The organism is Endozoicomonas acroporae (genome assembly GCF_002864045.1).
GTDB classification, from domain to species: Bacteria; Pseudomonadota; Gammaproteobacteria; order Pseudomonadales; family Endozoicomonadaceae; genus Endozoicomonas; species Endozoicomonas acroporae.
In genome coordinates this window covers 1-26237 of sequence record NZ_PJPV01000032.1, presented here as the reverse complement: position 1 = coordinate 26237, position 26237 = coordinate 1, and the positions used below count along the sequence as shown (strand labels likewise).

Genomic DNA, 26237 nt, shown 5'->3' with positions numbered 1-26237 from the left:
ATGACACAGTTCAAAGCAAAACAGGGCGGTATGATTCTGATGGTTTCCCTGTTGTTTCTAATGATGCTGACCACTATTGCTGTCACACTGGTTAACCAGTCCAGCCGGTCACCGCGCATGATCGCCAATGCGGAAATAAAGCTGATTACGTTCAACCAGGCACAGGCAACGCTCAACCAGATTGCGGTTATGGGCATGGACAGTTTTGACCGGGGCATCTGTGGGGCGGACCAGGCTCCCTATAACCCATACGACCCTGACGATACAATGGACGAGCCAGAGAAATTGGCACATACCTGTGGTGCCAACAATACAGCGCCCAGCCCAAGCATTCACTATCAGGCTTCCAGCCAGACGTTACCCCGCAGCGAGAATGCCAGTGGCGTTGGTAAGTACAGCGTTGAGTTTTACCAGATTCAAACGAACAGTGCTCAGTCAGGCATAGCCACCTCCCTGGCCATGAACACCTATAAAGTAATGTTGGGTGAACAGGGCGGGTCAGCAACCGGGGACCGGAGTGTCATTGTCGGGAGTAATGCTGTAGTTGAAACTCCATGAAAGATAGTGAATAAGAATCAAAGCCTCGCTGGCTTCTATATAAACTAATAACAAAGTTGATCATAGGATGTAGGTTAACGTGAACTTTAAGAGCATCAAATCAGCTACCACTCTCGCCATATTACTGTCATTTCACCATACCTTACTGGCAGATGACACCGAGGTTTTCACCGCTGGAAATATTGATAATACAGTAAATCCTCAGGTCATGATCATTTTTGACAACTCAGGAAGTATGGATAATTACACGCCTTACAACCCTGAAATTATTTACCCAGTTGTTAGTGATTACACTAATCCGACAACGTATTACTTACTCTCTGAGAGTATCGAATATGAAAATGATTACTGTAGAGTAACTAGTGGTCAGAAAGAGTGCAAAGGTAACTATCTAAACTGGTATTCTCAGCGAACTAAAAAAATTGACGTAGCTAAAGATGCAATTTCGTTACTCATCAATGACAACCCAAATGTTCAATTTGGGCTTACAATCTTCAACCAAAACAACACCACAAACGGTGAGTATGGGGGTAATATTTATAAGGCTATGAAGCAGCGGGACGAACAAGATACTCAGACTCTGGTATCAGCTGTTAATAGTCTCACACCTGATACATGGACCCCTCTCTGCGATACCTATTATGAAGTCTACAGGTATTTTACTGGACAGTCAGTTGAATATGGACTACTCAGCTCTTCAAGAGATACTACTATAGAAAGCAATGGGCTTTACCAAACACCATTGAATAACTGTCAAAATTTGTACGTTATTTATATGACTGACGGTGAGCCAACAAGAGATGGTGGTAGTTATTCTTCAATTGAAGCTCTTACCAGCGAAACCTGTTCTAGTTACAATGGAAACAAAAACTGCCTACCAACACTTGCTGGATATATGGCCTCTCCCGGCTTGGGTGGTTTGGATAATAATCCATATACGGGTAATCAAAAGGCATTTACTTACACCATTGGATTTGCCACTGATCAGCAATTATTACGTGATACTGCCGATAGGGGTAATGGTGTCTGTTATACAACTGTTGGCAGTAACACTGACTCTACTACTGGCTGTGTTGTAGTCGAAAATATAGCAGCTGCCTTTCAAGGTGCCCTGGGTGAAATTCTTCAGCAAACCAGCACCTTTGTCTCCCCGGCCGTTGCAGTGAACAGTTTCAAAAGAACTGAATCACTGGATAATGCTTACTACGCAATGTTCCTCCCCTCAGAATCCTCCCGGTGGACAGGAAACCTAAAAAAGCTGAAGATTTTTAAGGGGGAATCAATACCTGGCTGTAATGCTCTTGATACTCATACTCACGGAACAGTAGTTGACCGTGGATGTGACCCCGCATTGGACGATGGCAGCAATCGTATTGCAGATGGTCGCAGCTCATACTGGAATACCATAAATGATGGAAGTGAAGTCAACAAAGGTGGACTGGGTGCAGCACTTTTAAATGCACGCGGGACTTTTTACACTAATCTGGTTAATAGCTCTGGAAATGAGTATCTCGGTTATATTGATAATATCGATGTATCAAGGTTCAGCCTTGCTGATACAGCAAACTATACCGCTGAAGACCTGATTAACTGGATCAAAGGACTCGATAGTAGTGGCAATACTTTAGACTGGGTACTTGGTGACATCCTCCATTCAAGCCCAGTAACTCTGAATTATGGCGATACTGATGGCGACGGCACCAAGTACAGTGAAAATAAACCCGATATACGACTGGCTTTTGGCACCAACTATGGCGTCCTGCATTTTATTGAGGACCAGGGGAATAACGCGGTTGAGAACTGGTCATTCTTTGCCGGAGAAACCGCCGGTAACGTCGCAAAGCTTTATGAAAACCGCGATGATGCAGGCCACCCCTACGGGCTTGATGGCCAGATCAGCGTGATCCGCCTTGACTATAACAAAGACGGCAATATCAAACATACCGATGGTGATCGCATGATCCTCTATTTCGGCATGCGCCGGGGTGGCAGCAGTTACTATGCCATTGACGTTTCCAATCCGGATGGCACTCCTACTCTGCTTTGGCGAATTGACCATACCATGCCCGGATTTACCGAGCTTGGCCAAAGCTGGTCAACACCGGTACCTGTTATTTTGCCGGGCCATCGGGAGTTGGTAACGACCACCGAAGGCGAGGTAACGACCAGCTCAATCAACTATAAATATGCTCTTGCCTTTGGTGCCGGTTATGACTCAACCAATGATGATGATCGCCAGGGTGAAGATTTTATCGATGCAGCGGGTGACTCTCATAAAGTCAGGAAATATTCACAAAATGGCCGGGGCCTGTTCTTCGTTGACGCTTCGTCAGGGTCATTAATCCAATCATTTACTGCCCCTGACGCCATTGATACAGCAAACCCGATACAGTATGAAAGCAGTGATCTGAAATGGAGTGTGGTGGCATCCCCCGCACCCATGGACAGTAATGGTGACGGCCTTACAGACCGGGTCTACTTTGCAGATACCGGTGGCAATGTTTTCAGAATCGATATCGGTAAGGCTTATCCTGATGCCAATGCTCCCGATGTTGAAACTGCCCTGTGGTCCATGATCAAGCTTGCAGAGCTTGGGGCAGATGAGACAGATATACGTCCATCCCCGGATATTATCGACGATCGTCGTTTTATGTACCAACCGGAGCTGGTGAGAACCACTTACCGGGGACGTGCATATGATGCGGTAGTACTGGGCAGTGGTAACCGGGCCAACCCCATGGCCACTTCAAATACTGACCGTTATTACGTCATCCGTGATACCAATATTTTCTACAACCGCTTTGGCAGTTGTAATGACTGCACAACACCACCTAACGTTATTTCCCATAGCGATTTATACGATGCCAGCAGCAACCTTATCCAGCAGGGTACTGATCAGCAAACCGCTAGTGGCTTGTCGCTACTGGACAGTAGTAAAGGCTGGTATATCAACCTTGCCGCTTCGGGGGAAAAGACAACCACCACCGGCGATGTTTACAGCGGACAGTTGCTTTATAGCACCTATGCACCCTCCTCTGCCCCGGGGGCCAACATCTGCACACCCAGTATCGGTTCCAGCCGCTTTTATGTGGTGGACCTTCACACTGCTTCGGCGATTCGGGACATAGACAATGATAATGATAAAGAGATAAATGACCGCTTTTCCTTGTTTTCTGTCGTAGGGCTGCCCGGCGATGCCACTATTGTCTCCCTCGGTAAAGACAGCAACCTGATCGATTTAAATACCGGATACAGCGGTGCTGCCAATGAAGTCGGTATGCATCGCAGTGGCTGGATAGAACAATAGCAATACATCAGGAGTAAAATAACATGGGAAAAGCCTCAGGCTTTACGCTTATCGAGCTAATTATCGCCGTTGTTATCGTTGGCATACTGGCTTCTATTGCTGTGCCAAGTTACCAAAACGCTATCCAGAATGGTCGGCGTGCCGAAGGGCAGACAGCGCTGCTGGACATTGCCGGAAGACAGGAGCAGTTTTTCCTTGATAACCATCAATACACCGCCGATTTAAGGAATCTTGGCCTGGGAGCCAATCCATTTATATCAGACGAGGGTTGGTATTCAATCAGTGCTGCCTGTGGAGGTAACGGAGATGTTTTCGCCTGTTCCGACGGCTTTGTGCTGATTGCAACCCCACAGGGAGGTCAGGTACCTGATGGCGGCCTGGTCCTCGACTCTTTAGGTAACAGGTTCGGCAATTGGTAAAGATAAACAAATCGAAATTGGTCTGAAAACCCACTCTTGTCAGGCAAATACCCCCGCTATTCTCGGAGATCCTTCTGGTCGACAGGCTTCACCTGATGATTAACTTTGTTGGAGCTATTTCAGGTTTTATTTTTAAAAGCCATTAAATATGATTGGATAATATCAAACAAAAAAATCCACCAGCTTTCTGGCTATAGTAAAACCCGGTGGCAGCTCTGGCGGATTATCCCGATGAAACCAGCCGCCAAAGCTGAGTTCCTTTTCTTCGAGGACAATTTCACCACTTGTGTACTCCCCATGAAACCCCATCATTAATGAATGGGGAAAGGGCCAGCTCTGACTGAAACAGTAATGGAGTTTGCCCAGCGTAAGGCCTGTTTCCTCAAGTACCTCACGATGCACAGCCTCTTCGGCACTCTCTCCGGGCTCGACAAAACCGGCCACCAGCGTATGCATGGTTGACGCTTTACCATGGCGATGATGCCGAACCAGAAGCATTTCCTCCCCCCGGGTCACCAGAACAATGACACAGGGAGAAATCCTCGGATAGGCATGGTGCTCACATTGGGCGCAAGCCATTGCCCACTCTCCGACTTTTTCCTGCATCTGATGACCACAACAGCCACAAAAGGCATGTTCCCTGCGTGAAGTCAGGATCTGCAGGCCATGGCTAAGGAAACTGTAAACCGTTGAGTCTGACTCAGACAGTAAGGACCTGATGCTAATAGTACCTGTTTCAACAGTGAGACTTGAGAGTTCAACAACCCCTACTGCCTTGCCATGAAAATAGCCGGTGACTATCGCCTGTTGTTTGATTGCCAGCTGAAACTTGTCGAGACTGTACCAGAGGAAGTTTTCTCCGGTGCTTTCGTCATTTAAAACAACCTGCCCTTCAAACAGTACCAGCCAGCACTGGCCAATCAGTTCAGGTTGCAGGCCTTGCAAAGGTGAATAGTTCACATCCATCACATCGGTAAGATCATGATCCAGTGGCAAAGCAAACTCCTTGATTCCTTTCCATACCCTGAAGACACATTAAAATTATGAACTAATCGTTAGCAAGCCACAGGCAGTTACCCGACTGTTTTTGAATCTGTTCCAGCTTGTTTTGATGGTTTTGCAACTCAGTATCACTGACAGAGATGACTCGCAGCGCAGGCCTGCCTGCAGCCAGTCGCCGGATAGTACTGCCCTCTTCCGAATCACCAGCACTATCCTCACTGCTGCCCAGGGAAAGAGCCGTCTGCCCGCCGGTCATGGCAAGGTAGACTTCCGCCAGAATCTCAGAGTCCAGCAACGCGCCATGCAGGGTTCGGGAAGAGTTATCAATGAAGTAGCGCTTACATAAAGCATCCAGGTTATTTTTCTGGCCCGGATGTTTTTTTCTGGCAAGGGCCAAAGTATCAAGCACACCACAACAGCCTTCTACATTGGGAAAACCCCGACGTAACAGGGAAAACTCGTGGTTGATAAAACCAACATCAAACGCTGCGTTATGAATAACCAGCTCGGCTCCGCGAATAAACTCGAGAAATTCATCGGCGATGGCACTGAACACCGGCTTATCGGCCAGAAACTCATTGGTAATGCCGTGAACTTCGATGGCTTCCTGCTCTACCACCCGCTGCGGGTTGATATAGGCATGGTAATGGTTACCGGTGAGTTTCCGGTCAATCATCTCCACGCAGCCTATTTCAATAACCCGGTGCCCTTGTTTAGGGTCAATACCGGTGGTTTCTGTATCAAGAATGATCTGTCGCATAGTTAACGGTTCTCAAATATTGGCCAGGAGGCTGTCTACTTTTTGAAAGCTTCCGCACCCTTACAGGCCAGCCGGTCAGCAATTTCATTTTCCCGATGACCAGCATGGCCTTTGATCCATCGCCAATCGATATCGTGTCGTTGATTCTGTTGATCCAGCAGCTGCCAGAGATCCTGATTTTTCACTGGCTGGCCCGCCGCTGTTTTCCAGTTTTTCCGTTTCCAGCCGGTCATCCATTCGGTGATACCTTTACGGACATACTGGGAGTCGGTAGTAAGAATTATTGAGCAGGGCCTTTTCAGAGCCTTCAGCCCTTCTATCGCCGCCATAAGTTCCATCCGGTTATTGGTGGTTTCGGGTTCACCGCCAAATAGCTCTTTCTCTACAGTGCCGTAACGAAGTAACACACCCCAGCCACCGGGCCCGGGGTTTCCTTTACAGGCACCATCGGTAAAAATTTCAACTGTCTGACTCAAAAGAACTCCAGTCTTTGTTTACTTTCACGGAACTGGTTCTACCAGCACTGGGGCGGGTCAATGGCTGACCGACAAAACGCCTGCGCACATCGGACCATACCTTTCTTACCGGGGTCAGCCCGGGGGTTTCCCGGGTGGCAATCATCATATAAAAGCCACCGACCGGCAGCTGGAGTTGTTCCAGCCTTTGTTCAATCAGATCACCACGCAAACCGGTAAAGAAGCGTTTCAGCGGTTGAACATAGCCACCATAAACGATTCTTTCCACATTGAAATTGAGCAGGGCAAGCCAGTCTTTCAACCGTGACGGCGAAATAAAGTGAGCATCCCTGAGAAGACGCTGACCTGGTACACACCACCGGGCAATATTGGTCATGCTGTAAGGGTTGAAGCCAATAATTATCAACTTGCCGTCCGGTATAATGGTATTCGCAGCCTCACTGAGCAAGCGATGCGGACTGTCCACAATTTCCAGCGTGTGTTGCAACAGAACAAGATCAAGGCTTCCCGGTAACACTGGCCAGTAATGGGGATCAGCCATCACCTGTGGCCTCGGGCAATCGGCAAGATGACTGGAACCGAGGATAAACTGCCTTCTTACCGGACTGCTGAACATCAGATCTTTATGCCAGGAGGCAGAGTATTGCCCCGCATGGAAACCAAAGATGGTACCTAACTCTCGTTCCAGCAGACTTTTTTCATAGTCAACCAATAACCTTCCTGAGTCGGTATCCAGCCAGCGACGCAAGCCTCCAATGCGGTCAGAGAAACTGCTTTTGATCCTTTTCTGAAATGGTCGAATCATGCAAATTATTGTACCAATAAATATCCCAGAGACTTTTCATCATCAGGTCTGTTCATGTTAACCTCGTTAAGATCGAGTTTATACAGAAAATATTATTCTATGACATCAGCAGATATCGGCTATAACATCTTCAACCGGACAACCTCATAGCACATACCGGCTCAAAACTGATCTTCCCTGTGCAGTAGTATCAACGATGATCACAGGGATGAAAGAAAGGACATTCAAGGCGATGCTGATTATATCTCCGATACCCGCATTTAATGACAACTACATCTGGATGTTTCATTCACTGGATAGCCGGGATGTTTTTGTGGTTGATCCCGGTGATGCCAGGCCAGTTGAACAGGCACTGAATCATCATGGACTCAATCTGGTGGGTATTCTCATTACCCACCACCACTTTGATCATATTGGCGGAGTCGCTGAACTGACCCGCAACAGAAAGATTCCGGTTTACGGTCCTGATAACCCGAACATCAACGGAATCACGCACCCTTTGCGTGATAATGATACGGTTGAGCTCAGCACCTGCCAGTTTACAATTCTGGCCACTCCCGGCCACACACTGGACCATATTGCTTACTTTACCGATTCCGGCGACGATGAAAATCCAGCGCTTTTTTGTGGAGACACTCTATTTGTTGGTGGTTGCGGCCGATTATTTGAAGGGACGGCAGAACAGATGTACAGCAGTCTGTCCCGTCTGGCTTCACTCCCCGGCCATACACGGATTTACTGTGCCCATGAATACACCCAGGCAAATCTTGAATTTGCCCGGGCAGTGGAGCCAAATAACCGGAAGCTACAGGAACAGGTTATGCACGTTGCTGAGTTGCGCTCTGAAAACCGGCCTACCGTGCCCTCAACCCTGAGAAAGGAATTGGACACAAATCCGTTCCTCAGATCAAACCAACCGGAAGTTATTCAAGCCGCCTCTGACAGGGATCCGTCCTCAAGTGCCAGCCCCATTGACGTTTTAAGGGTAATCCGAGCATGGAAGGATAATTTTTGATAGTGGTAAAATAATGAACTGATAATACTCAGAACCCTATATATGACCAAAGCCCCCTACTTAACAGGCCAGCGATTTACTTTTGGCCCACCCCGACGGACTCTGCCAACGCTGGCCCTTTCGCTGTTTCTGACGGGTTGTCAGCTGGTGAGTAACTCGCCCTCATCTTCGGCATCCACCGTCAAGAAAGAATCCAGGCCTATTGTTGAAAAGCCTTCTGTGGAAAAAGTGGAGGTCACAACACCGGAGAAGATAACGCCTGAAAAACAAGCACCGGTGGTCATCGACGACCTGTGGGTTCGCATTCAGTCAGGTCTGGCAATGGATCTTGACCAGAATAACCCGCGAATTCAGGCTGAACTGAACTGGTATAAACGTCACAAGTCTTACTTCAGCCAGATTTCCAAACGTTCAGAGCCCTATCTCTATTTTATTGTCAAAGAAGCGGAAGCGAGAAATGTTCCCCTGGAACTGGCACTGATGCCCATTGTAGAGAGCAGCTTCGACCCTTTCGCCTACTCTCATGCAGGTGCTTCAGGGCTCTGGCAGTTTATGCCGGCAACGGGTAAACACTACGGCCTCCATCAGAACTGGTGGTATGACGGTCGCCGGGATGTGGTACATTCTACCCGTGCAGCACTTGACTATATGCAAACCCTGTACAAAAGGTTTGGCGACTGGGAGCTGGCACTGGCAGCGTTTAACTCTGGCCCCGGCCGGGTACAGCGGGCTGTTCGGAAAAACAAAAAACTCGGTAAATCTACCCGTTTCTGGGCACTTGATCTTCCCAGAGAAACCACGGCCTATGTGCCGAAGCTGATTGCCCTGGGCAAAGTGGTTCGAAACCCATCCAAACATGGCGTCCAGTTGAACAAAATCCCCAATAAGCCCTACTTCGCCAAGGTAAATACCAGTGGTCAGCTGGATATGGCCAAGGCAGCCAAACTGTCGGGGGTCGAACTGGAAGAACTCTACCGACTCAACCCCGGACTGAACCGCTGGTCAACGCCACCGGAGGGTCCTCATCATCTGGTAGTCCCAGTCACTCATGCTGAACATTTCCGGACTCAGCTGGCAAGCCTGCCGCCGGAGAAACGGGTAAAATGGGATCGCTACACAGTTAGCGCCGGTGACACCCTGAGCACCATTGCCATGAAATACCGGACCAGTGTCAATGTCATTACCGAAGCCAACAAACTCAGCGGAACCATTATCCGTATTGGTCAGGGCCTGATGATCCCGGTAGCGGCTAAAACAGCAGAAAGTTACACACTCAGTGCCAGCCAGCGCCTTGCAGCAAAGCAAGATCGTTCGGTGAATGGCCGTTACAAAGTTGAGTATCTGGTGAAGTCTGGCGACAGCTTCTGGACGATTGCCCAAAAGTACGAGGTTGGTGTTAACGAGCTGGCTCGCTGGAACAATATGTCTCCCAAAGATACTCTGCGAATTAATCAGAAGCTGGTGGTCTGGAAGAAACAAGATTCACAAAATGCGGTTGTGAGAAAGGTACACTACAAAGTCCGTTCCGGTGACTCCCTGGCCAAAATTGCCTCAAAGTTTAATGTGAATGTCGCCCAGATCAGAGATTGGAACAGCGATATGAGTGGCAAATTTATTCACCCCGGCCAGCAGGTCACATTATTTGTCAATGTAACCCGCAACTTCTGACTCCCCCACCTTTCCGGCAGATGCTATCCTGATAGCTTCCTGCTGGAAGGTCCTGAGCTTTGATCATCTCTCCCAAAAATAAGATAAGTCTTTAAGAACAGACATCGGGATTACGGCTATGGGGTTTACCGTCTTCAGATTAACAACACCGCTGATCATCTGTGTCTTGAGTATCAGTCCAATGCTATCTGCAGCCGACCAGAACAGCAGGTTAAGACACGCCATCAGCCTTTATGGTGAGCCCGGGTATGCTGAGAGCTTCCGGCACTTTAACTATGTTAATCCCGATGCACCAAAAGGTGGTGAGCTGAAACAGGGCGTCATTGGCCATTTTGACAGCCTTGTCCCCTATATAGATCGTGGCACAGCCGCAGCTGGCAGCCATATGATGTATGACACGCTACTGGCCAGATCCTGGGATGAGCCCCTGACCAAATATGGCCTGATTGCCGAGAGTATAGAACTTGCCCCTGATAATACCTGGGCAGCCTTTTCCATAAACCCTGCGGCCCGATTCCATGATGGTCAGCCCGTCACCGCTTATGATGTGAAGTTCAGTTTTGACCTGCTCCGGGAAAAAGGGTCTACGTTTTACAAGCAGTTCTATCAGGATGTCGAGAAGGTAGAAGCCACCAGCAGCCACAGAGTGCTTTTTGTGTTCAGGCACAGCAATAACCGGGAACTGCCATTGATTCTGGGGCAAATGCCCATTCTTCCCAAACACTATTGGGCAAACCGCGATTTCTCTTCTCCCGGCATGGAGATTCCTGTCAGCAGTGGCCCCTATAAACCTGTGAAAATAGAACCAGGACGCTCAATAACATTTGCCAGGGTCGAAAATTACTGGGGGAAAGATCTGCCCGTTAACCGGGGAAGACACAATTTTGATCTCATTCAATACGAGTATTATCGAAACAGCCATGTCCTTTTAGAAGCCTTGCAGAAAGGAGAATACGATCTCAAAACCATCAGCGACCCTCGCGTCTGGCATGACCAGATACGAGATGAGTCACTGAAAAAAAACCAATTGATTCGCACATCTTTAAGCAATCGTAACCCGCAGACCTTAACCATCACCTACAACGCCAGAAGAGAGATACTATCAGAGCCGGGGGTCAGAGAAGCGCTGGGGTATGCCGTCGAATTTGACTGGATCAATCGACACCTATTCCATGGTATGTACCATCGGGCAGACAGCGTTTTTGCCGGGACAGAACTGGGGGCTGCGGGAAAACCCTCAGAACAGGAAAAAGAGCTGCTCTCAGTATGGAAACATGAAATTCCTGAACGAGCATTGGATCAGGCATGGATTCCTCCGGGAAATGAGACCGGGATGACCCGCCGGGATCGCAAAAGAAAAGCGCTATCCCTGCTAAAGCAGAGCGGCTGGACGATCAACAACAACCAGCTGGTGAACCAGAACGGCAAACCGCTGGAGCTTGAAATCCTGTTATCCTCTTCGGAAGAGGAACGGATCTTTATTCCAGTACAAAAGACACTGGAAAGCATGGGGATCAGACTGAATATAAGAACCGTAGACGCCGCCCAGTATGTTGAAAGGCTCAGAAACCAGGACTTTGATATGGTTCTGTACACCTTTCCCCACACGCCCTCACCCGGCACAGAGCAGGCCAGCTTATGGGGTTCAGCAACCGTTGACCAGCACGGCTCCAGAAATATTGCCGGTATCAAGCTGAAATCCATTGATAGCCTGACGGAGAAAATACCCCGGGCCAACTCCCGGGAGGAACTGCTAACGCTGGTCAAATCCATGGATAGAATCATTCTCTGGAACCACTATGTACTGCCCCTGTGGTACCAGCCCCACTGGCTGATAGTCCACAAACAGCAACTGAGGTACCCGAAAAATCCTGCGCCTTATGCACTGGATTTGAGTACCTGGTGGTATCAGAAAAACCAATAAGTGTGGCTAATTGCAAGGAACTCGCTGGATGACTGACTTTTTGAAAAATGGATTTCTCTTTATCAGTCTTATTTACTCTGTGCATGCTTTCGCAAACCCTGCGGATAAAAATTCAACGATAGCCCATGGCCTGAGCTTTCATAACTCGCTGCAATATCCAGAAAATTTTACCCACTTTGGCTATGCCAACCCCAATGCCCCCAAAGGCGGTACCCTGAGAAAAGGCGTTGTCGGCAGTTTTGATACGTTTAATACGTTTGCCCCAAAAGGCATCTGGGCGGATGGCAGCTACTTTCTTTATGACCCGTTGATGGTCAAGGCCGGTGATGAACCCTATTCAGTCTATGGCCTGATCGCCCGGCAAATTGAGTATCCGGAGGATTTTCGATGGGTCATATACCACCTGAATCCCGATGCGCGTTTCCATGATGGACACGCCATCACCTCAGAAGATGTTGTCTATACCTTCCAATCACTGAAAAAACGAGGACCACCTCACTACAGGCACCTCTATGGGATCATTGATAAGGTCGAGGCAATATCGTCTGCGTCCGTTCGTTTCAGTTTTTCTGAGCCACCAGCCAAAAGTCTGGTTCTTCGACTCTCTCAACTCAGGGTGCTGCCAGCGCACTACTGGCAGCAGCCAGAGCATGATCTCTTCAAGGCGACACTCAAGCCCCCACTGTCCAGTGGACCTTACCGGGTAAAAGAGTTCAGCCCCGGACGCTTTGTAACATACGAGCGTGTTACGGATTATTGGGCAGCTGACCTGGCCGTCAACAAAGGCCGACATAATTTTGATCTTATCAGAACCGACTACTACCGGGATGATGGCATTGCCCTTGAGGCCTTTAAAAAAGGAGAGTACGACCTCCGCATTGATGCCAATCCCCGAAGCTGGTCACAGGCGTATAAACCAACGCAGACAGGCAAAGCAAAATTCATTCAGGAAAAAATAGATAACAAAAGTCTGGGCATGCGAGCGTTTGTATTCAATCTGAGGAAGCCGGTTTTTGCCCGCCGAAAAGTCAGAAAAGCCATTTCCCAGGCGCTGGATTTCAACTGGATGAATCAACATCTGTTTTTTGGGATGTATTATCAGGCCTACAGTCTTTTCTCTAACTCAGACCTTGCGGCTGATAAGCCACCTTCTGACAAAGAGAAGGCGTTACTGGCTCCCTGGCAGGATGAGCTTCCTGATAAGCTGTTTACCGCCCGCTGGGAGCCGGTTCAGACAGACGGTTCAGGCAACTGGCGAAACAACAAGACACGGGCCTTCCAATGGCTGAAAGAAGCGGGTTATCACTACAACAACAAAACTCTTGTTGATCCCAATGGTCAACCACTGAAGTTTGAAATTCTGTTAACTGACCCAGAACATGAACGCTTTGTGATTCCATTCGTCCGCAATCTCAGCGAACTGGGTATTATCGCCAGCATCAATACCGTAGATGCCTCGCGGTACATCAATCGTCTTCGCACGTTTGATTTTGATATGATCATTCACGGCTTTTACCCTGGCATTACCCCCGGTACCGAGTTGAAAAATTTCTGGGGCAGCGAAAGCGCAGACAGTGACGCGGGACAAAACCTTTCTGGCATCAAACTCAACTCGCTGGACCGTATGATTGATAACGCCATCATGGCAACAACCCGCGAAGAGCTGACTCTTTATACCCGGGCCATTGATCGGATCGTACTCTGGCACTACGCGGTCATTCCTCAATGGTATCTGCCCTATTGGCCAATGGTTTACTGGCCGGGACTGCAACACCCTGAGCTTGCCCCGCCTTTTGACAATGGCTTAAGTACCTGGTGGCGGGAATATTGATATAAGTCCAGCCTGACGGGTACTTAACAACCATCCATGGTTCAGTCTATATTAGAACGATTACTTATATACAAGACTGCACAGAGATTTTTCAACACTAACGGTTGCTTATGATGGTCATGAATTCTGGTTATCTTACTCTTGCCGCGCTGACCCTTGGGGTGACTCTCTCTTATTCCAGCGGGTCATCAGCCACTGCCTCTGGAAATACCACCGGGTCAGAGCACGAGGTCATCGCTAAAACGTCACTGGTGCTGCACGGTGAAGCGAAATATGGCAGCAAGCCCTTTACGCACTTTGATTATGTTAATCCGGAGGCCCCCAAAGGCGGCAGTATTCGTATGGCTGCCAGCGGTACCTTTGACAGCCTCAATCCATACACCAACAAAGGAACCCCGGTTAGCGGTATCGGGCTTATTTATGACACATTGATGACCCAGAGCCGTGATGAGCCTTTCTCCCTCTATCCACTCATCGCCGAGTCCACAGAAAAAGCCCCTGATAACAGTAGCATTACCTTTAACCTGAACCCCGACGCCCGTTTCCATGATGGTAAGCCCATCACAGCTGACGATGTAAAATACACCTTTGAACTGCTGACCCGTCACGGGCACCCTTTCTACCGCAGTTACTATTCCGATGTGGACACCGTCACCGTTCTTGCTGATCGTCGGGTCAAATTCACATTCAAACATAGCAATAACCCTGAACTGCCTTTTATTCTGTCAGAGCTGCCTGTGCTCCCTAAGCATCACTGGGAACTGGATGAAAATGATTTTTCCTCTGCCTCACTGCACATCCCCCTTGGCAGTGGCCCCTATCAGGTTAAGAGTGTTGATGGCGGCCGGAGCATTGCCTATCAGCGGGTCAAGGATTACTGGGCCAAAGATTTACCCGTTAACAGGGGCCGATATAATTTTGATGAGGTCAGTTACGACTACTACCGGGACGAACATGTCGCCCTGCAGGCACTGAAAGCTGGCGAGTATGACCTGCGCTATGAAAATATTGCCAAAAACTGGGCCACTGCCTACGACGTCCCCCCGGTTCACAATGGCGAACTCATTCTGGCCACCATCCCTACCCGAAACCCTGCGCCTATCCAGGGCTTTGCCTTTAACCTGCGACGGGACTTCCTGCAGGATCCCCTGGTCCGAAAAGCCATGGGCTATGCCATGGATTTCGAATGGCTGAATCGTAACCTTTTCCATGACAGCTACCTTCGTTCGACGAGCTATTTTGGCAATTCAGGCATGGAAGCCACCGGCATTCCAGAGGGTGATGAACTGAAACTCCTTGAGCCCTGGCGCAAGCAGTTACCGACAGAACTCTTTACCACACCCTATAGCGTTCCGGTGACCAATGGTTCCGGCAATATCCGGCCGCAACTGAAAAAAGCACTGAGGTTATTGAAAAAAGCAGGATGGACCCTTGAGAACAACAAGCTGGTCAATAACAATGGCCAACCCCTGGAGATTGAGTTACTGCTCGGACAACCCTCTCTTGAGCGGGTGGCGCTGCCCTTCAAGAAAAATCTGGAACAAATGGGTATTGAACTGAAGATCCGAACCGTTGATATCTCCCAATACATCAACCGTATTCGTGACTTTGACTATGACATGATCGTTGCCGGCTATGGCCAATCGGCCTCTCCGGGTAATGAGCAAACGGGTTTCTGGGGCAGTAAAGCGGCAGACACCAAAGGCAGCCGTAACTACATGGGAATCAAGGATCCGGTAGTGGATGCCATGATTGACCATGTGATTGATGCCACCAGCAGAGAGGAGCTTACCACCGCAGTAAGAGCGCTGGACCGGGTGCTGTTATGGGGTGAGTACCTGATTCCCCAGTGGTACTACCCTTATGACCGAATCGCCCATTCCAACCGATTAATCAGGCCAGAATCAGAACCTTTGTACAGTACCGACATTTATACCTGGTGGATCGACAGTCAACCGGATGCAGCAACTCATTCATTCCGGAACAATGGTGATGCCAGCGATCCAGCCGGTAACGCTGAAAACGACCGTTCATGGTTATACTCAGCACTGATATTGCTGGGCCTTATTCCTGTCTGGATTTATCGCCGCAGAAAAAACCGTTAACAGGAACCCTCCATGAGCAGCTATATTTTGCGCCGACTTGCCCTGATGATCCCGACTCTGTTCGGGATCATGCTGGTGAACTTTGTTATCATTCAGGCCGCCCCCGGCGGCCCGGTGGAACAGATGATTGCCAAACTTGAGGGTTTTGAAGTCAATGCCATCAGCCGGATCGGAGGCTCAGGTAATGCCGAAATTCAGCAGATGAATCTGGATGAGAACGGTGAATATCGCGGACGCAGAGGTCTTGACCCGGAACTGATCAAAGATATCGAGCAACTGTACGGCTTTGACAAGCCAGCCCATGAGCGGTTTGTGCAGATGATCAAAAACTACCTGACCTTTGATTTTGGCGACTCGTTTTTCCGCGATGCCAAAGTGGTCGACCTGATTAAGGAGAAACTGCCGGTCTCTATTTCACTGGGCCTGTGGAGCACCCTGATCATCTACCTGATCTCCATTCCGCTGGGTATTCGCAAGGCATTAAAACACGGCAGCCGGTTCGATATCTGGTCAAGCGCTGTGATCACCACGGGTTATGCGATTCCGAGCTTTCTTCTGGCCATTCTGTTAATCGTGTTGTTTGCCGGAGGCAGTTACTGGAACGTTTTCCCACTGCGAGGGCTGGTATCGGACAACTTCGAGGAATTAAGTTTTATGGGTCAGATACGGGACTATATCTGGCACATGATACTGCCCATTATCTGTATGGTCATCAGTGGTTTTGCCACACTGACCATGCTGACCAAGAATTCATTCCTGGATGAAATCCATAAACAGTATGTGCAAACCGCAAGGGCCAAAGGGCTGGATGACCGCAAAGTCCTCTATGGCCATATCTTCCGTAATGCCATGTTACTGGTGATTTCCGGCTTCCCTGCGGCATTAATTGGCATCCTGTTTACCAGCTCCCTGCTGATTGAAATCATTTTTTCTCTGGATGGGCTCGGACTGCTTGGCTATGAAGCGGCCATCAACCGGGATTATCCCGTGGTGTTTGGCTCTCTTTATATCTTCACCCTGCTGGGTATGCTGATCAAACTCCTCGGCGATCTCACCTATGTCGTCGTGGACCCCCGTATTGATTTCGAAGCCAGGGACTGACGTGGAATGACAAGGTTCAAGCTTAATCCGCTCAACCAGCGCCGCTGGCAGAATTTCAAGCAGAATCGCCGGGGCTACATTTCGCTCTGGCTATTCAGCATTCTCTTCGTCATAACCCTGCTGGCAGAGGTGGTGGCTAACGATAAGCCGCTGCTGCTCTGGTACGATGGCAGCCCCTATTTCCCAACCCTGGTCACCTATCCGGAAACCACCTTTGGTGGAGAGTTTGAACTGGAAATGGACTACCGACAGGAATTTGCCCAAGAACTGGTCGAGCCCAAAGGATGGATGCTCTGGCCGCCCATTCGCTATAGTTACGACACCATAAATTACGCCCGTATTGCGCCCGCCCACCCTTCCCTTGACAACTGGCTGGGCACCGATGACCAGGGGCGTGATGTGCTGGCACGGGTGATTTACGGCTTCCGCATTTCGGTACTTTTTGGTTTGGCACTGACCTTTTTCAGTACCATCATCGGTGTGGCAGTTGGCGCTTTGCAGGGTTTTTACGGCGGCAAAATCGATTTATTCGGACAGCGTTTTATTGAAATCTGGTCGGGCATGCCCAATCTCTACCTGTTGATCATCCTTGCCAGTTTTGTCGAGCCAGGGTTCTGGTGGCTGCTGGGTATCATGCTGTTATTCCAGTGGATGGCACTGGTGGATGTGGTACGTGCCGAGTTTCTCCGGGGCAGAAACCTGGAGTATGTTCGGGCCGCCAGGGCCCTTGGGATGACCAATGGGCGTCTGATGTTCCGCCATATTTTACCCAATGCCATGATCGCCACGGTCACGTTTATGCCATTTATTCTGACCGGAGCCATTACCACCCTGACCTCCCTTGATTTCCTGGGTTTCGGCCTGCCGGCTGGCTCCCCTTCCCTTGGTGAGTTGATTGCCCAGGGCAAAAACAACCTTCAGGCACCCTGGCTGGGAATTACCGCGTTCCTGGTCATGTCCATTATGCTGACGTTACTGGTGTTTATTGGTGAAGCGTGCCGGGATGCGTTGGACCCGAGAAAATACTATTAAAGAGAACCGAACATTTATGGATAAGCCATTATTGGCCATTAACAATCTCCGGATTGCTTTTCAACAGGGTGAGCACCATATTGAAGCCGTTAGAGGTGTGTCGTTCTCTGTCAATGCCGGAGAAACCGTTGGCCTGGTTGGAGAGTCCGGATCCGGCAAGTCCATCACTGCCCTGAGCATTCTGCAGCTGCTTCCCGAAAACGCCCATTGCTCTGGGGAAATAGCATTTGCCGATGAGGCCCTGCTGGATTTATCCAAATCACAAATGCGCAAAATTCGTGGCCATAAGATCAGTATGATCTTTCAGGAGCCGATGACAGCGCTCAATCCACTGCATACCATCGAAAAGCAGATAGGCGAAGTACTGGCTATACACCTTGGCCTGCAAAACTCAGAAGCAACGGCTAAGACACTGGAACTGCTGGAACTGGTGGGTATCCGTGATGCCAGAAACCGTTTAAAGGCCTACCCCCATGAGCTGTCCGGTGGACAGCGACAACGGGCCATGATTGCCATGGCCCTCGCCTGTGAACCCACACTGCTGATTGCCGATGAACCAACCACCGCTCTGGATGTAACCGTGCAGCGACAAATTCTCAGTCTGCTGGCGGACCTTCAGCAGAAACTGGGTATGGCCATTCTGTTTATCAGTCACGACCTTAATCTGATACGCCATGTGTCGGATCGAATCTGCGTGATGAAAAACGGTGAGATTGTTGAGCAGGGCGATACAGAATCCGTGTTCAAGGCACCTCAACACCCCTACACCATCGACCTGCTCAATGCCGAACCTGACGGGGAACCTGAACCACTGAACGAACACCCCATGCCGCTGGTCACTGGCGAAAAGATCAAAGTCTGGTTCCCGATCAAAAAAGGGTTTTTCAAAAAAACCGTAGGCCATGTGAAGGCAGTCACTGATTTATCGCTCACCATTCACCAGGGCGAAACCCTGGGTATTGTTGGTGAGTCCGGTTCCGGTAAAACAACCCTGGGCATGGCACTGTTGAAACTGCAGACGTCAGAGGGCCTGATCCGGTTTGAAGATACCCGTATCGACACTATGAACCAGGACCAGTTCCGGCCACTGCGACGGGAAATGCAGATCGTGTTTCAGGATCCCTTTGGCAGCCTCAGCCCACGCATGACGGTGGCTGATATTGTTGGTGAAGGCCTTGATATTCATAAACTGGCCAATGAAGCCAATCGTGAAGAACAGATCATCGCGGCATTGGATGATGTGGGCCTTGACCCGGAGTGTCGTCACCGTTACCCCCATGAGTTTTCCGGCGGCCAGCGCCAGCGTATCTCCATTGCCAGGGCTCTGGTGCTGAAACCCAGACTGATGGTGCTGGACGAGCCAACGTCTGCGCTGGACAGAACCGTTCAATCCCAGATCATCGATTTACTGCGCAACCTGCAGAAAAAATACCACCTCAGTTACATTTTTATCAGCCATGACCTTGCCGTGGTTAAGGCAATGAGTCATCGAATTATTGTGATGCAGGGAGGAGAGATTGTCGAACAGGGAACTACCCAACAGATTTTTAGTCAACCTGTAGAAACCTACACGAGAGAATTAATCAGTGCTGCTTTTGAATCACGGAAACAGAGTGCTGTTCCTTACAGTTCTCGATCAGCCTCCGGGTTATCCATAGGGAACCAAAACCAGATTATAGATGTCCGAAATTGAGGTTTCCATATGGACGCCACCAGCGGTGTTGGATGTGTAATATGTCAAGATACCGAAAAATGTCGGCCCTTCAAACTAACATGCGGGCATGCCTTTGGCAGATCATGCATGCAGGAATGGATTGAAAGTACTGGCCAAAAGAACTGTGTGTTATGTAAAAAACAATTAACTGATGACGAAGTAAAACGGATAAAACGTATCCCATTGTATGACCGGGCAGTAAATATTTTGATAAAAGCTATCCCAATCTTTGGCAAAACTGCTCTGTATTATTTCAGCATTTCCGGTCTCGGCACTGCCCTTAGCGTAATTCGTGATGGTTTTTTTAAACCGTCCCAGGTTGTTGCCACTGCTGCGGCGGTTGCCACGTTTTTTCCCACTGCTACTATCGGGACTCTTGGAGCTGTTGCTGGTGTTCCCCTACGTTATGCCACAGCCGCCGGGGCTGCTGCCGGGGCTTGTACGGTGGCTATGGTTGATCAAGCTCGAGCTGCCGCTGCTCCTTATCCTTATCGCGCAATGTTTCCTTCTGCTGCTGCGGTTTGTATCTGGGGGGCTGCCCTGGGATGTGCCGCAACTGGTATAGCGTATTGCGTAAAAAAGTGAGCACAGTTTCCGGAAAGCTTAAAGCACTTTCAGATTACACCTTTAGCGGTTAAAGTTGTTATTAAAAGACCTTGGTTGTCTTTTGGTTGAATCTCGCTGACCAGATTCCTTCTGTCGAGCGTCATTCACTCTTAATGGTCGCCCAGCCACTTCCTTGCCATCCATAGTTCTGGCGGCTTCAGCTTCCGTTTCTTTTTCAAAGGTGATGAATGCAAAGCCCCTTGAACGGCCAGTCTCCCGATCTCTCATCAGTTTAATATCTTCAATGACACCAAATGATTCAAAGGCCTGTTCAAGATCCTCTTCAACGGCGGTATACGCCAGGTTACCAATGTATAAAGTCCTTTTTTGCATGGAAAACTCTGGTTTTTTTCTAGGTTGAACGCAAGTCCTTGCGTAGAAGAGCAGTGTCAACATCAAGATCAACAAAATGTAACATTAATCAGATTGTCACATCACACTGTTGTTGTCCACTGGCTAATCGGCAACTTTCTGTTAATCATTAACAGATCAGGGAATTATAAGTAGTTAACCATATGAAATCAGAATGAACTTCTGAGCAGCACAGCAGTCTGCTGTTTTATATTTTCATGAATTGATGAAATATAATTATGGATAGAAGTTCTGCTGATATCAGTGGTAAATACGCAAGACCAGGCAATGATTTCAACCAACCGGTTAACCAGACCACTTTTTCCAAGCGTGGCCGATATAGACATAGCCCAGTCAGACAGAGATATAATCCCTCCCGCTCTACCCCTGAGTGTAATGAATTTTACCATTCTTCTGGCACATGCTCTTCTCAACATCTACAGTGTCGTTCAGTAAACCCTGCGCAAAATTTTAATGCCCTCATCAAACAGGAAATAATGGATGATTTGGTGAATAAATCGAATCGTTTCGGTCATCGCTATGACGGGAGATATCACGGTCAATATGCCAGTTCAATTAAAAAATACACGTCAGCTGCTAAAAGACAGTTAAATCGAGCTGAACAAATCCAGCTGATACGTCTGCTGCAGAATTTTACCGCATCACGGGGTTGGAATTGGCGAAGCCTGACGACAACACTTCATTCATTCACTTCAGCGGGTGTTTTTGCCACTCATAAACCCATGGATCAGGGTGTGAAGCTCACTCAGGATACCTTATTGTCAACGTTGTTTGATGCAATAATGTTCAAGTGTAATCAAAAACCTCAAGCCAGGGATATTGATGCCCGGGGTCTCTCCAACCTATTTTGGGCCATGGCGAAACTGGTGGACAACGGTCAGGAGCAGACACCAGAGTTCAACGGAGCCGTGGCCGCGCTGTTGCCCCATGTAAACGCACAGAAACACCAATTTATTCTCCAAAATATCGTTAATCTGCTGTGGGCGATGACGAAACTGGTGATCAACGGGTCGGAGCAGGCACTGGAGATCAAAGAGACCGTGGCCGGGCTATTGCCCCAAGTGAACACACAGAAAGACCATTTTAATCCTCAGCATATCACCAACCTCCTGTGGGTCATGGCGAAACTGGCGGACAAAGGGCATACACCAGGGCAAAACGCGACCGTGGCCATGTTATTGCCACATGTGAATGTACTTAAAGACCAATTTACCCCCCAGGGCATCGCCAATCTGTTGTGGGCCATGGCGAAACTGGTGGACAACGGACAAGAGCAGACACCAATCCTTAAAGAGGCCGTGGCCGCGTTGATACCCCACGTGAAGCTGCAAAAAGCTAACTTTACACCACAGGAGATCGTTAGCCTGTTGTGGGCCATGGCAAAACTGGTGAACAAAGGGCAAAAACGGACACCGGGGCTTAACGAGGCCGTGGTCGCACTTTTGTCCAACGTGAAGGCACAGAAAGCTAACTTTAAAACACAGGAAATTGCCAACCTGCTATGGGCCATGGCGAAACTGGTGGACAATGGGCTGGAGCGGACACCGGGGCTCAAAGAGGCCGTGGCCCTGCTGCTTCCCAATGTGATCTTGCACCAAGCTGATTTTAAACCTCAGGGTATCGCCAACCTGCTTTGGGCCATGGCGAAACTGGTAGACAACGGGCAGGAGCGGACACGAGAGCTCAAAGAGGCCATTGCCGCGCTGTTGCCCTACGTGCACGTGCCGGAAGACCAATTTATTCCTCAGCATATCGCCAACCTGCTTTGGGCCATGGCGAAACTGGTGGACAATGGGGAGTGGACACCAGCGCTTCAGAAAGCTGTGGCCGCGCTGTTACCGCACGTGAACGCACAAAAAGCCAGCTTTAAACCACAGGAAATCGCCAACCTGCTGTGGGCCATGGCGAAACTGGTGGACAACAGGGAGTGGACACCAGAGCTTCAAGAAGCTGTGACCGTGCTGTTACCCCAGGTGAACGGAGAGAAAGTTAGATTTAAACCACAGGAACTCGCCAGCCTGCTGTGGACCATGGCGAAACTGGTGGACAACGGCCAGGAGCAGACTCCAGAGTTCAAAGAGGCTGTGGGCTCACTGTTGCCCCACATGAACGCACAGAAAGCTAACTTTAAACCTCAGGAAATCACCAACCTGCTGTGGGCTATGGCGAAACTGGTGGACAATGGACAGGAGCAGGTAAAGGGTCTCATAGAAGCCATGGCCGAGCTGTTGCCCCACGCGAACGTACAGGAAGACCAGTTTGTTCCTCAGGGTATCGCCAACCTGCTGTGGGCCATGGCGAAACTGGTGGACAACGGGCAAGATCACACACCTGGGGTCAAAGAGACCGTGGCTAAGCTATTAGCCCATGTGAACGCACAGAAAGATCAATTTAATGCCCAGGGCATTGCCAACCTGCTGTGGGCCACGGCGAAACTGGCGGACAACGGGCAGGATCAGACACCCGGGCTCAAAGCGGCCGTGACCGCGCTTTTGCCCCGCGTGAGCGTACAGAAATACCAATTTATTCCTCAGCATATCACCAACCTGATGTGGGCCCTGGCGAAACTGGTGGATAACGGGCAAGAGCAGACAACAGAGCTCAACGAGGCCGTGGCCGCGCTATTGCCACAGGTGATCGCACAGAAAGCTAATTTTAAACCGCAGGAAATTGCCAACCTGCTGTGGGCCATGGCGAAACTGGGTGAGTTCGTTGAGCTGAAATTGGTTACATCCACATTCAAATCGCTTATCTATCGAATCAGTGACAACCCTCGGCTCTCTCAGCAAGACATATTGATGTCTCTCTGGGGAGTCATGGTTTGCTGTGCCAGGCTGTCTCTGGTCTGCGATACCAATACAAATAATGTGTTTGAAAAGCACATGGCTGACCTGTTTACTCGCCTGAAAAATACATCCCCAGAAAATGAAGAGGAACAATCCATCATTGCCATGGCCGCCCGTTGGCTTGGCAGAGCGTGCCCGGTCGTCCCCCATTACCAGACAATCATTTCAAAACCTCAAACCAGCTTCCGCAATCAACTCCAATCATATATTCCCTCTTTGAAGATTGAAGAAGAAAAGAGTCTGAACTCATTACCTCCGGTTGACCTGCTACTGCCAGATCACAACATGGTAATTGAAGTTCAGGGGGCGTCTCACTACGTTGGTGGTGATTTCATCACCAGGAATGGTTCGACTCTACTGAAAATCGCACTGCTGAAAAAATCAGGATTTGTGGTCATTGAAATCCCGGTTAACATACTTTGGAATGAGGATTTAATAAAACCATATATTGATCAAATAAAGACCAGAGTTGACATTCCAACAAAATGAACTTCTGTGCAGAACAGCAGTCTGTTTTTCATACTTTCATGAATTAATGAAATATAATTATGGATAGAAGCTCTGCGGGTATCAGTGGTAAATACGCAAGATCAGGCAAAGATTACAACCAACCGGATAATCAGGCCGCTTCTTCAATGCATGGGCGATGTAGATATGGCCCAGTCAGACGGAGGGATAACCCCCCTCGCACTACCCCGGGTCGTAATGAGTTTTACCATTCTTCTGGTGCACGCCCTTCTCAATATCTGCTGTGCCGTTCAGTAAGCACTGCTCAAGATTTTAATGCCCTCATCAAACAGGAAATAATCGATGGTCTGGTGAATAAACCGGATCGTTTAGGTCATCGCTATGATGGGCGATATCACGGGCAATATGCCAGTTCCATTAAAAGATACACGTTAGCTGCTAAAAGGCCGTTAAACCGGGCTGAACAAAGCCAACTGGTTCGATCGCTGCAAAATTTTACCGCCACACGAAGCTGGAATTGGCGAAGCCTGACGACAACACTTCATTCACTGACTTCTGCGGGTGTTTTTACCCCTCATAAACCCATGGATGAGCGTGTCAAGCTTACTCAAGTCCGCTTATTGTCAACGCTGTTTGATGCAATAATATTCAGCTGCAACCAAAAAACTGAAGCCAGGAATATCGATGCCCAGGGAATCGCCAACCTGCTGTGGGCCATGGCGAAACTGGTGGATAGCGGGCAGGAGCTGACACCGGAACTGAAAGCGGCCGCGACCTCCCTGTTACCCCACTTGAACGCACAGAAAGACCAATTTATTCCTCAGCATATCGCCAACCTGCTGTGGGCCGTGGCGAAACTGGTGAACAACGGGCAGGAGCTGACACCGGAGTACAAAGAGGCTCTGGCCGAGTTGTTGCCCCACGTGAACGCACAGAAAGCTAATTTTAAACCCCAGGAAATCACCAATCTGCTATGGGCCATAGCGAAACTGGTGTGTAACAGCCACGAGCAGACACCTGAGCTTAACGAGGCCGTAGCTGTACTGTTGCGCCGTGTGAGCGTACAGAAAGACCAATTTATACCTCAGCACATTGCCAATTTACTGTGGGCCATAGCGAAATTAGTGATCAACGGTCAGAAGCGAACGCTAGAACTCGAGGAGGCTGTGGCTGCGCTGTTGCCTTATGTGAAGGCTCAGAAAGATCACTTTATTCCTCAGCATATCGCCAACCTGCTGTGGGCCATGATGAAACTGGTGGATAACGGGGAGTGGACACCAGAGCATAAAGAAGCCGTGGTCGCACTGCTGCCCCACTTGAACGTACAGAAAAATAACTTTAATGCCGAGGGAGTCGCAAACCTGCTGTGGGTCATGGCGAAACTGGTGGATAACTGGGAGTGGACACCGGAGCTTAAAGAAGCTGTGGCCGCGCTTTTGCCCCGGGTAAAAACACAGAAAGCTGACTTTAAACCACAAGCAATCCCCAACCTGCTATGGGCTATGGCGAAACTGGTAAACAATGGGGAGTGGACACCAGAGCTTAAAGAAACTGTTACCATGCTGTTATCTAACCTGAGCGGCCAGAAAGTCAGGTTTAAATCAACGGAAATCGCCTGCCTGCTATGGGCCATAGCGAAACTGGTGGACAACAGTGAGTGGACATCAGAATTTAAAGAAGCTGTGGCCGCGCTGTTACCCCACGTGAACGCACTGAAAGATACACTTAAACAACATTGTATCGCCAACCTGCTATGGGCCATGGCGAAGTTGGTGGAAAACAGCGAGGAGCTGACACCAGAGTTCAAAGAGACAGTGGCCACGCTGTTGCCTCACGTGAACACACAGAAAGCTGACTTTAATCCACAGAGTATCGCCAACCTAATGTGGGCCATGGCGAAACTGGTGGACAATGGGCAGGAGTTGATACCAGAGTTCAAAAAGGCACTGGGGGCCCTGTTACTTCATGTGATCGCACAGAAAGCTGACTTTAAACCACAGGAAATCGCCAACCTGCTGTGGGCTATGGCAAAACTGGTGGACCACGGGCAGGACCTGACACCAGAATTCAAAGGAGCTCTGGTCGCGTTGCTGCCCCACGTGATTGCACAGAAAGCTGACTTTAAACGACAGGAAATCGCCAACCTGCTGTGGGCCATGGCCAAACTGGTGGACAACGGGCAGGAGCAAACATCAGAATTTAACGATGCCGTGGCCGCGCTGTTGCCC

19 protein-coding genes are annotated in these 26237 nt (G+C 49.3%); 14 read left to right on the top strand and 5 right to left on the bottom strand.

Annotated features, from left to right (window positions below):
• The 3 genes from CX664_RS05675 to CX664_RS05665 all read left to right on the top strand — a co-directional run bounded on the left by CX664_RS05675 (nucleotide 1) and on the right by CX664_RS05665 (nucleotide 4284).
• Complete coding sequence (locus CX664_RS05675) at nucleotides 1-558, top strand: pilus assembly PilX N-terminal domain-containing protein (RefSeq protein ID WP_101745805.1); 558 nt, start codon at nucleotides 1-3, stop codon at nucleotides 556-558.
• Between the two features lie 919 nt (nucleotides 559-1477).
• On the top strand, nucleotides 1478-3865 hold the full coding sequence (locus CX664_RS05670; RefSeq protein WP_180966385.1) for a pilus assembly protein: 2388 nt from the start codon (nucleotides 1478-1480) through the stop codon (nucleotides 3863-3865).
• A 23-nt stretch (nucleotides 3866-3888) separates the two neighbouring features.
• On the top strand, nucleotides 3889-4284 hold the full coding sequence (locus CX664_RS05665; RefSeq protein ID WP_101745803.1) for a type IV pilin protein: 396 nt from the start codon (nucleotides 3889-3891) through the stop codon (nucleotides 4282-4284).
• A 162-nt stretch (nucleotides 4285-4446) separates the two neighbouring features.
• Here CX664_RS05665 and nudC read toward each other — a convergent pair whose 3' ends face one another.
• Genes nudC through CX664_RS05645 form a run of 4 tightly spaced genes read right to left on the bottom strand, consistent with a single transcriptional unit; the run spans nucleotide 4447 to nucleotide 7327 of the window.
• Nucleotides 4447-5280 carry an NAD(+) diphosphatase gene (gene nudC / locus CX664_RS05660; RefSeq protein ID WP_101745802.1) on the bottom strand — a complete coding sequence of 278 codons (834 nt, stop codon included), beginning with the start codon at nucleotides 5278-5280 and terminating at the stop codon, nucleotides 4447-4449.
• Nucleotides 5281-5332: 52 nt separating this feature from the next.
• Entirely contained in the window at nucleotides 5333-6046 is a 714-nt protein-coding gene (gene dnaQ / locus CX664_RS05655) for a DNA polymerase III subunit epsilon (protein WP_101745801.1), read from the bottom strand.
• A 35-nt stretch (nucleotides 6047-6081) separates the two neighbouring features.
• Nucleotides 6082-6522: a ribonuclease HI gene (rnhA, locus tag CX664_RS05650; protein ID WP_101745800.1), complete on the bottom strand. Its 441-nt coding sequence runs from the start codon at nucleotides 6520-6522 to the stop codon at nucleotides 6082-6084.
• Nucleotides 6506-7327, bottom strand: a complete 822-nt coding sequence (locus tag CX664_RS05645) for a methyltransferase domain-containing protein (RefSeq protein ID WP_101745799.1) — start codon at nucleotides 7325-7327, stop codon at nucleotides 6506-6508. The genes rnhA and CX664_RS05645 overlap by 17 nt, the downstream gene beginning before the upstream one ends.
• Before the next feature lie 232 nt (nucleotides 7328-7559).
• Between CX664_RS05645 and gloB the strand changes: the two genes are divergently transcribed.
• The 9 genes from gloB to CX664_RS05600 all read left to right on the top strand — a co-directional run bounded on the left by gloB (nucleotide 7560) and on the right by CX664_RS05600 (nucleotide 20302).
• Nucleotides 7560-8342 (top strand): hydroxyacylglutathione hydrolase, encoded by a 783-nt coding sequence (gloB, locus tag CX664_RS05640; RefSeq protein ID WP_101745798.1) that lies wholly within the window; start codon nucleotides 7560-7562, stop codon nucleotides 8340-8342.
• Nucleotides 8343-8384: 42 nt separating this feature from the next.
• Nucleotides 8385-10010: a lytic transglycosylase gene (locus tag CX664_RS05635; protein WP_101745797.1), complete on the top strand. Its 1626-nt coding sequence runs from the start codon at nucleotides 8385-8387 to the stop codon at nucleotides 10008-10010.
• Between the two features lie 181 nt (nucleotides 10011-10191).
• Nucleotides 10192-11934, top strand: coding sequence for an extracellular solute-binding protein (locus tag CX664_RS05630; protein WP_180966384.1), 1743 nt, complete (start codon nucleotides 10192-10194; stop codon nucleotides 11932-11934).
• Nucleotides 11935-11962: 28 nt separating this feature from the next.
• Nucleotides 11963-13765, top strand: a complete 1803-nt coding sequence (locus CX664_RS05625) for an extracellular solute-binding protein (protein WP_101745795.1) — start codon at nucleotides 11963-11965, stop codon at nucleotides 13763-13765.
• 119 nt (nucleotides 13766-13884) lie between these two features.
• A complete protein-coding gene (locus CX664_RS05620; protein ID WP_180966383.1) occupies nucleotides 13885-15870 on the top strand; it encodes an extracellular solute-binding protein in 1986 nt (661 codons plus the stop codon).
• Nucleotides 15871-15882: 12 nt separating this feature from the next.
• The gene (locus tag CX664_RS05615; protein ID WP_101745793.1) at nucleotides 15883-16971 is read left to right on the top strand and encodes a microcin C ABC transporter permease YejB; all 1089 of its coding nucleotides are present in this window, start codon (nucleotides 15883-15885) and stop codon (nucleotides 16969-16971) included.
• A 6-nt stretch (nucleotides 16972-16977) separates the two neighbouring features.
• Nucleotides 16978-18003, top strand: a complete 1026-nt coding sequence (locus tag CX664_RS05610) for an ABC transporter permease (protein ID WP_101745792.1) — start codon at nucleotides 16978-16980, stop codon at nucleotides 18001-18003.
• A 16-nt stretch (nucleotides 18004-18019) separates the two neighbouring features.
• Nucleotides 18020-19696 carry an ABC transporter ATP-binding protein gene (locus CX664_RS05605; RefSeq protein WP_101745816.1) on the top strand — a complete coding sequence of 559 codons (1677 nt, stop codon included), beginning with the start codon at nucleotides 18020-18022 and terminating at the stop codon, nucleotides 19694-19696.
• Between the two features lie 9 nt (nucleotides 19697-19705).
• A complete protein-coding gene (locus CX664_RS05600; protein WP_101745791.1) occupies nucleotides 19706-20302 on the top strand; it encodes an RING finger domain-containing protein in 597 nt (198 codons plus the stop codon).
• 42 nt (nucleotides 20303-20344) lie between these two features.
• Here the strand turns inward: CX664_RS05600 and CX664_RS05595 are convergent, their stop codons facing one another.
• The gene (locus CX664_RS05595) at nucleotides 20345-20656 is read right to left on the bottom strand and encodes an RNA recognition motif domain-containing protein (protein WP_101745790.1); all 312 of its coding nucleotides are present in this window, start codon (nucleotides 20654-20656) and stop codon (nucleotides 20345-20347) included.
• Nucleotides 20657-20913: 257 nt separating this feature from the next.
• Here CX664_RS05595 and CX664_RS05585 point away from each other — a divergent pair, with 257 nt between their 5' ends.
• Both CX664_RS05585 and CX664_RS05580 read left to right on the top strand, forming a co-directional pair.
• Nucleotides 20914-24030 (top strand): DUF1601 domain-containing protein, encoded by a 3117-nt coding sequence (locus CX664_RS05585; RefSeq protein ID WP_145999843.1) that lies wholly within the window; start codon nucleotides 20914-20916, stop codon nucleotides 24028-24030.
• A gap of 59 nt (nucleotides 24031-24089) precedes the next feature.
• On the top strand, nucleotides 24090-26237 hold a 2148-nt coding region (locus CX664_RS05580; protein ID WP_145999842.1), incomplete at its 3' end, for a DUF1601 domain-containing protein.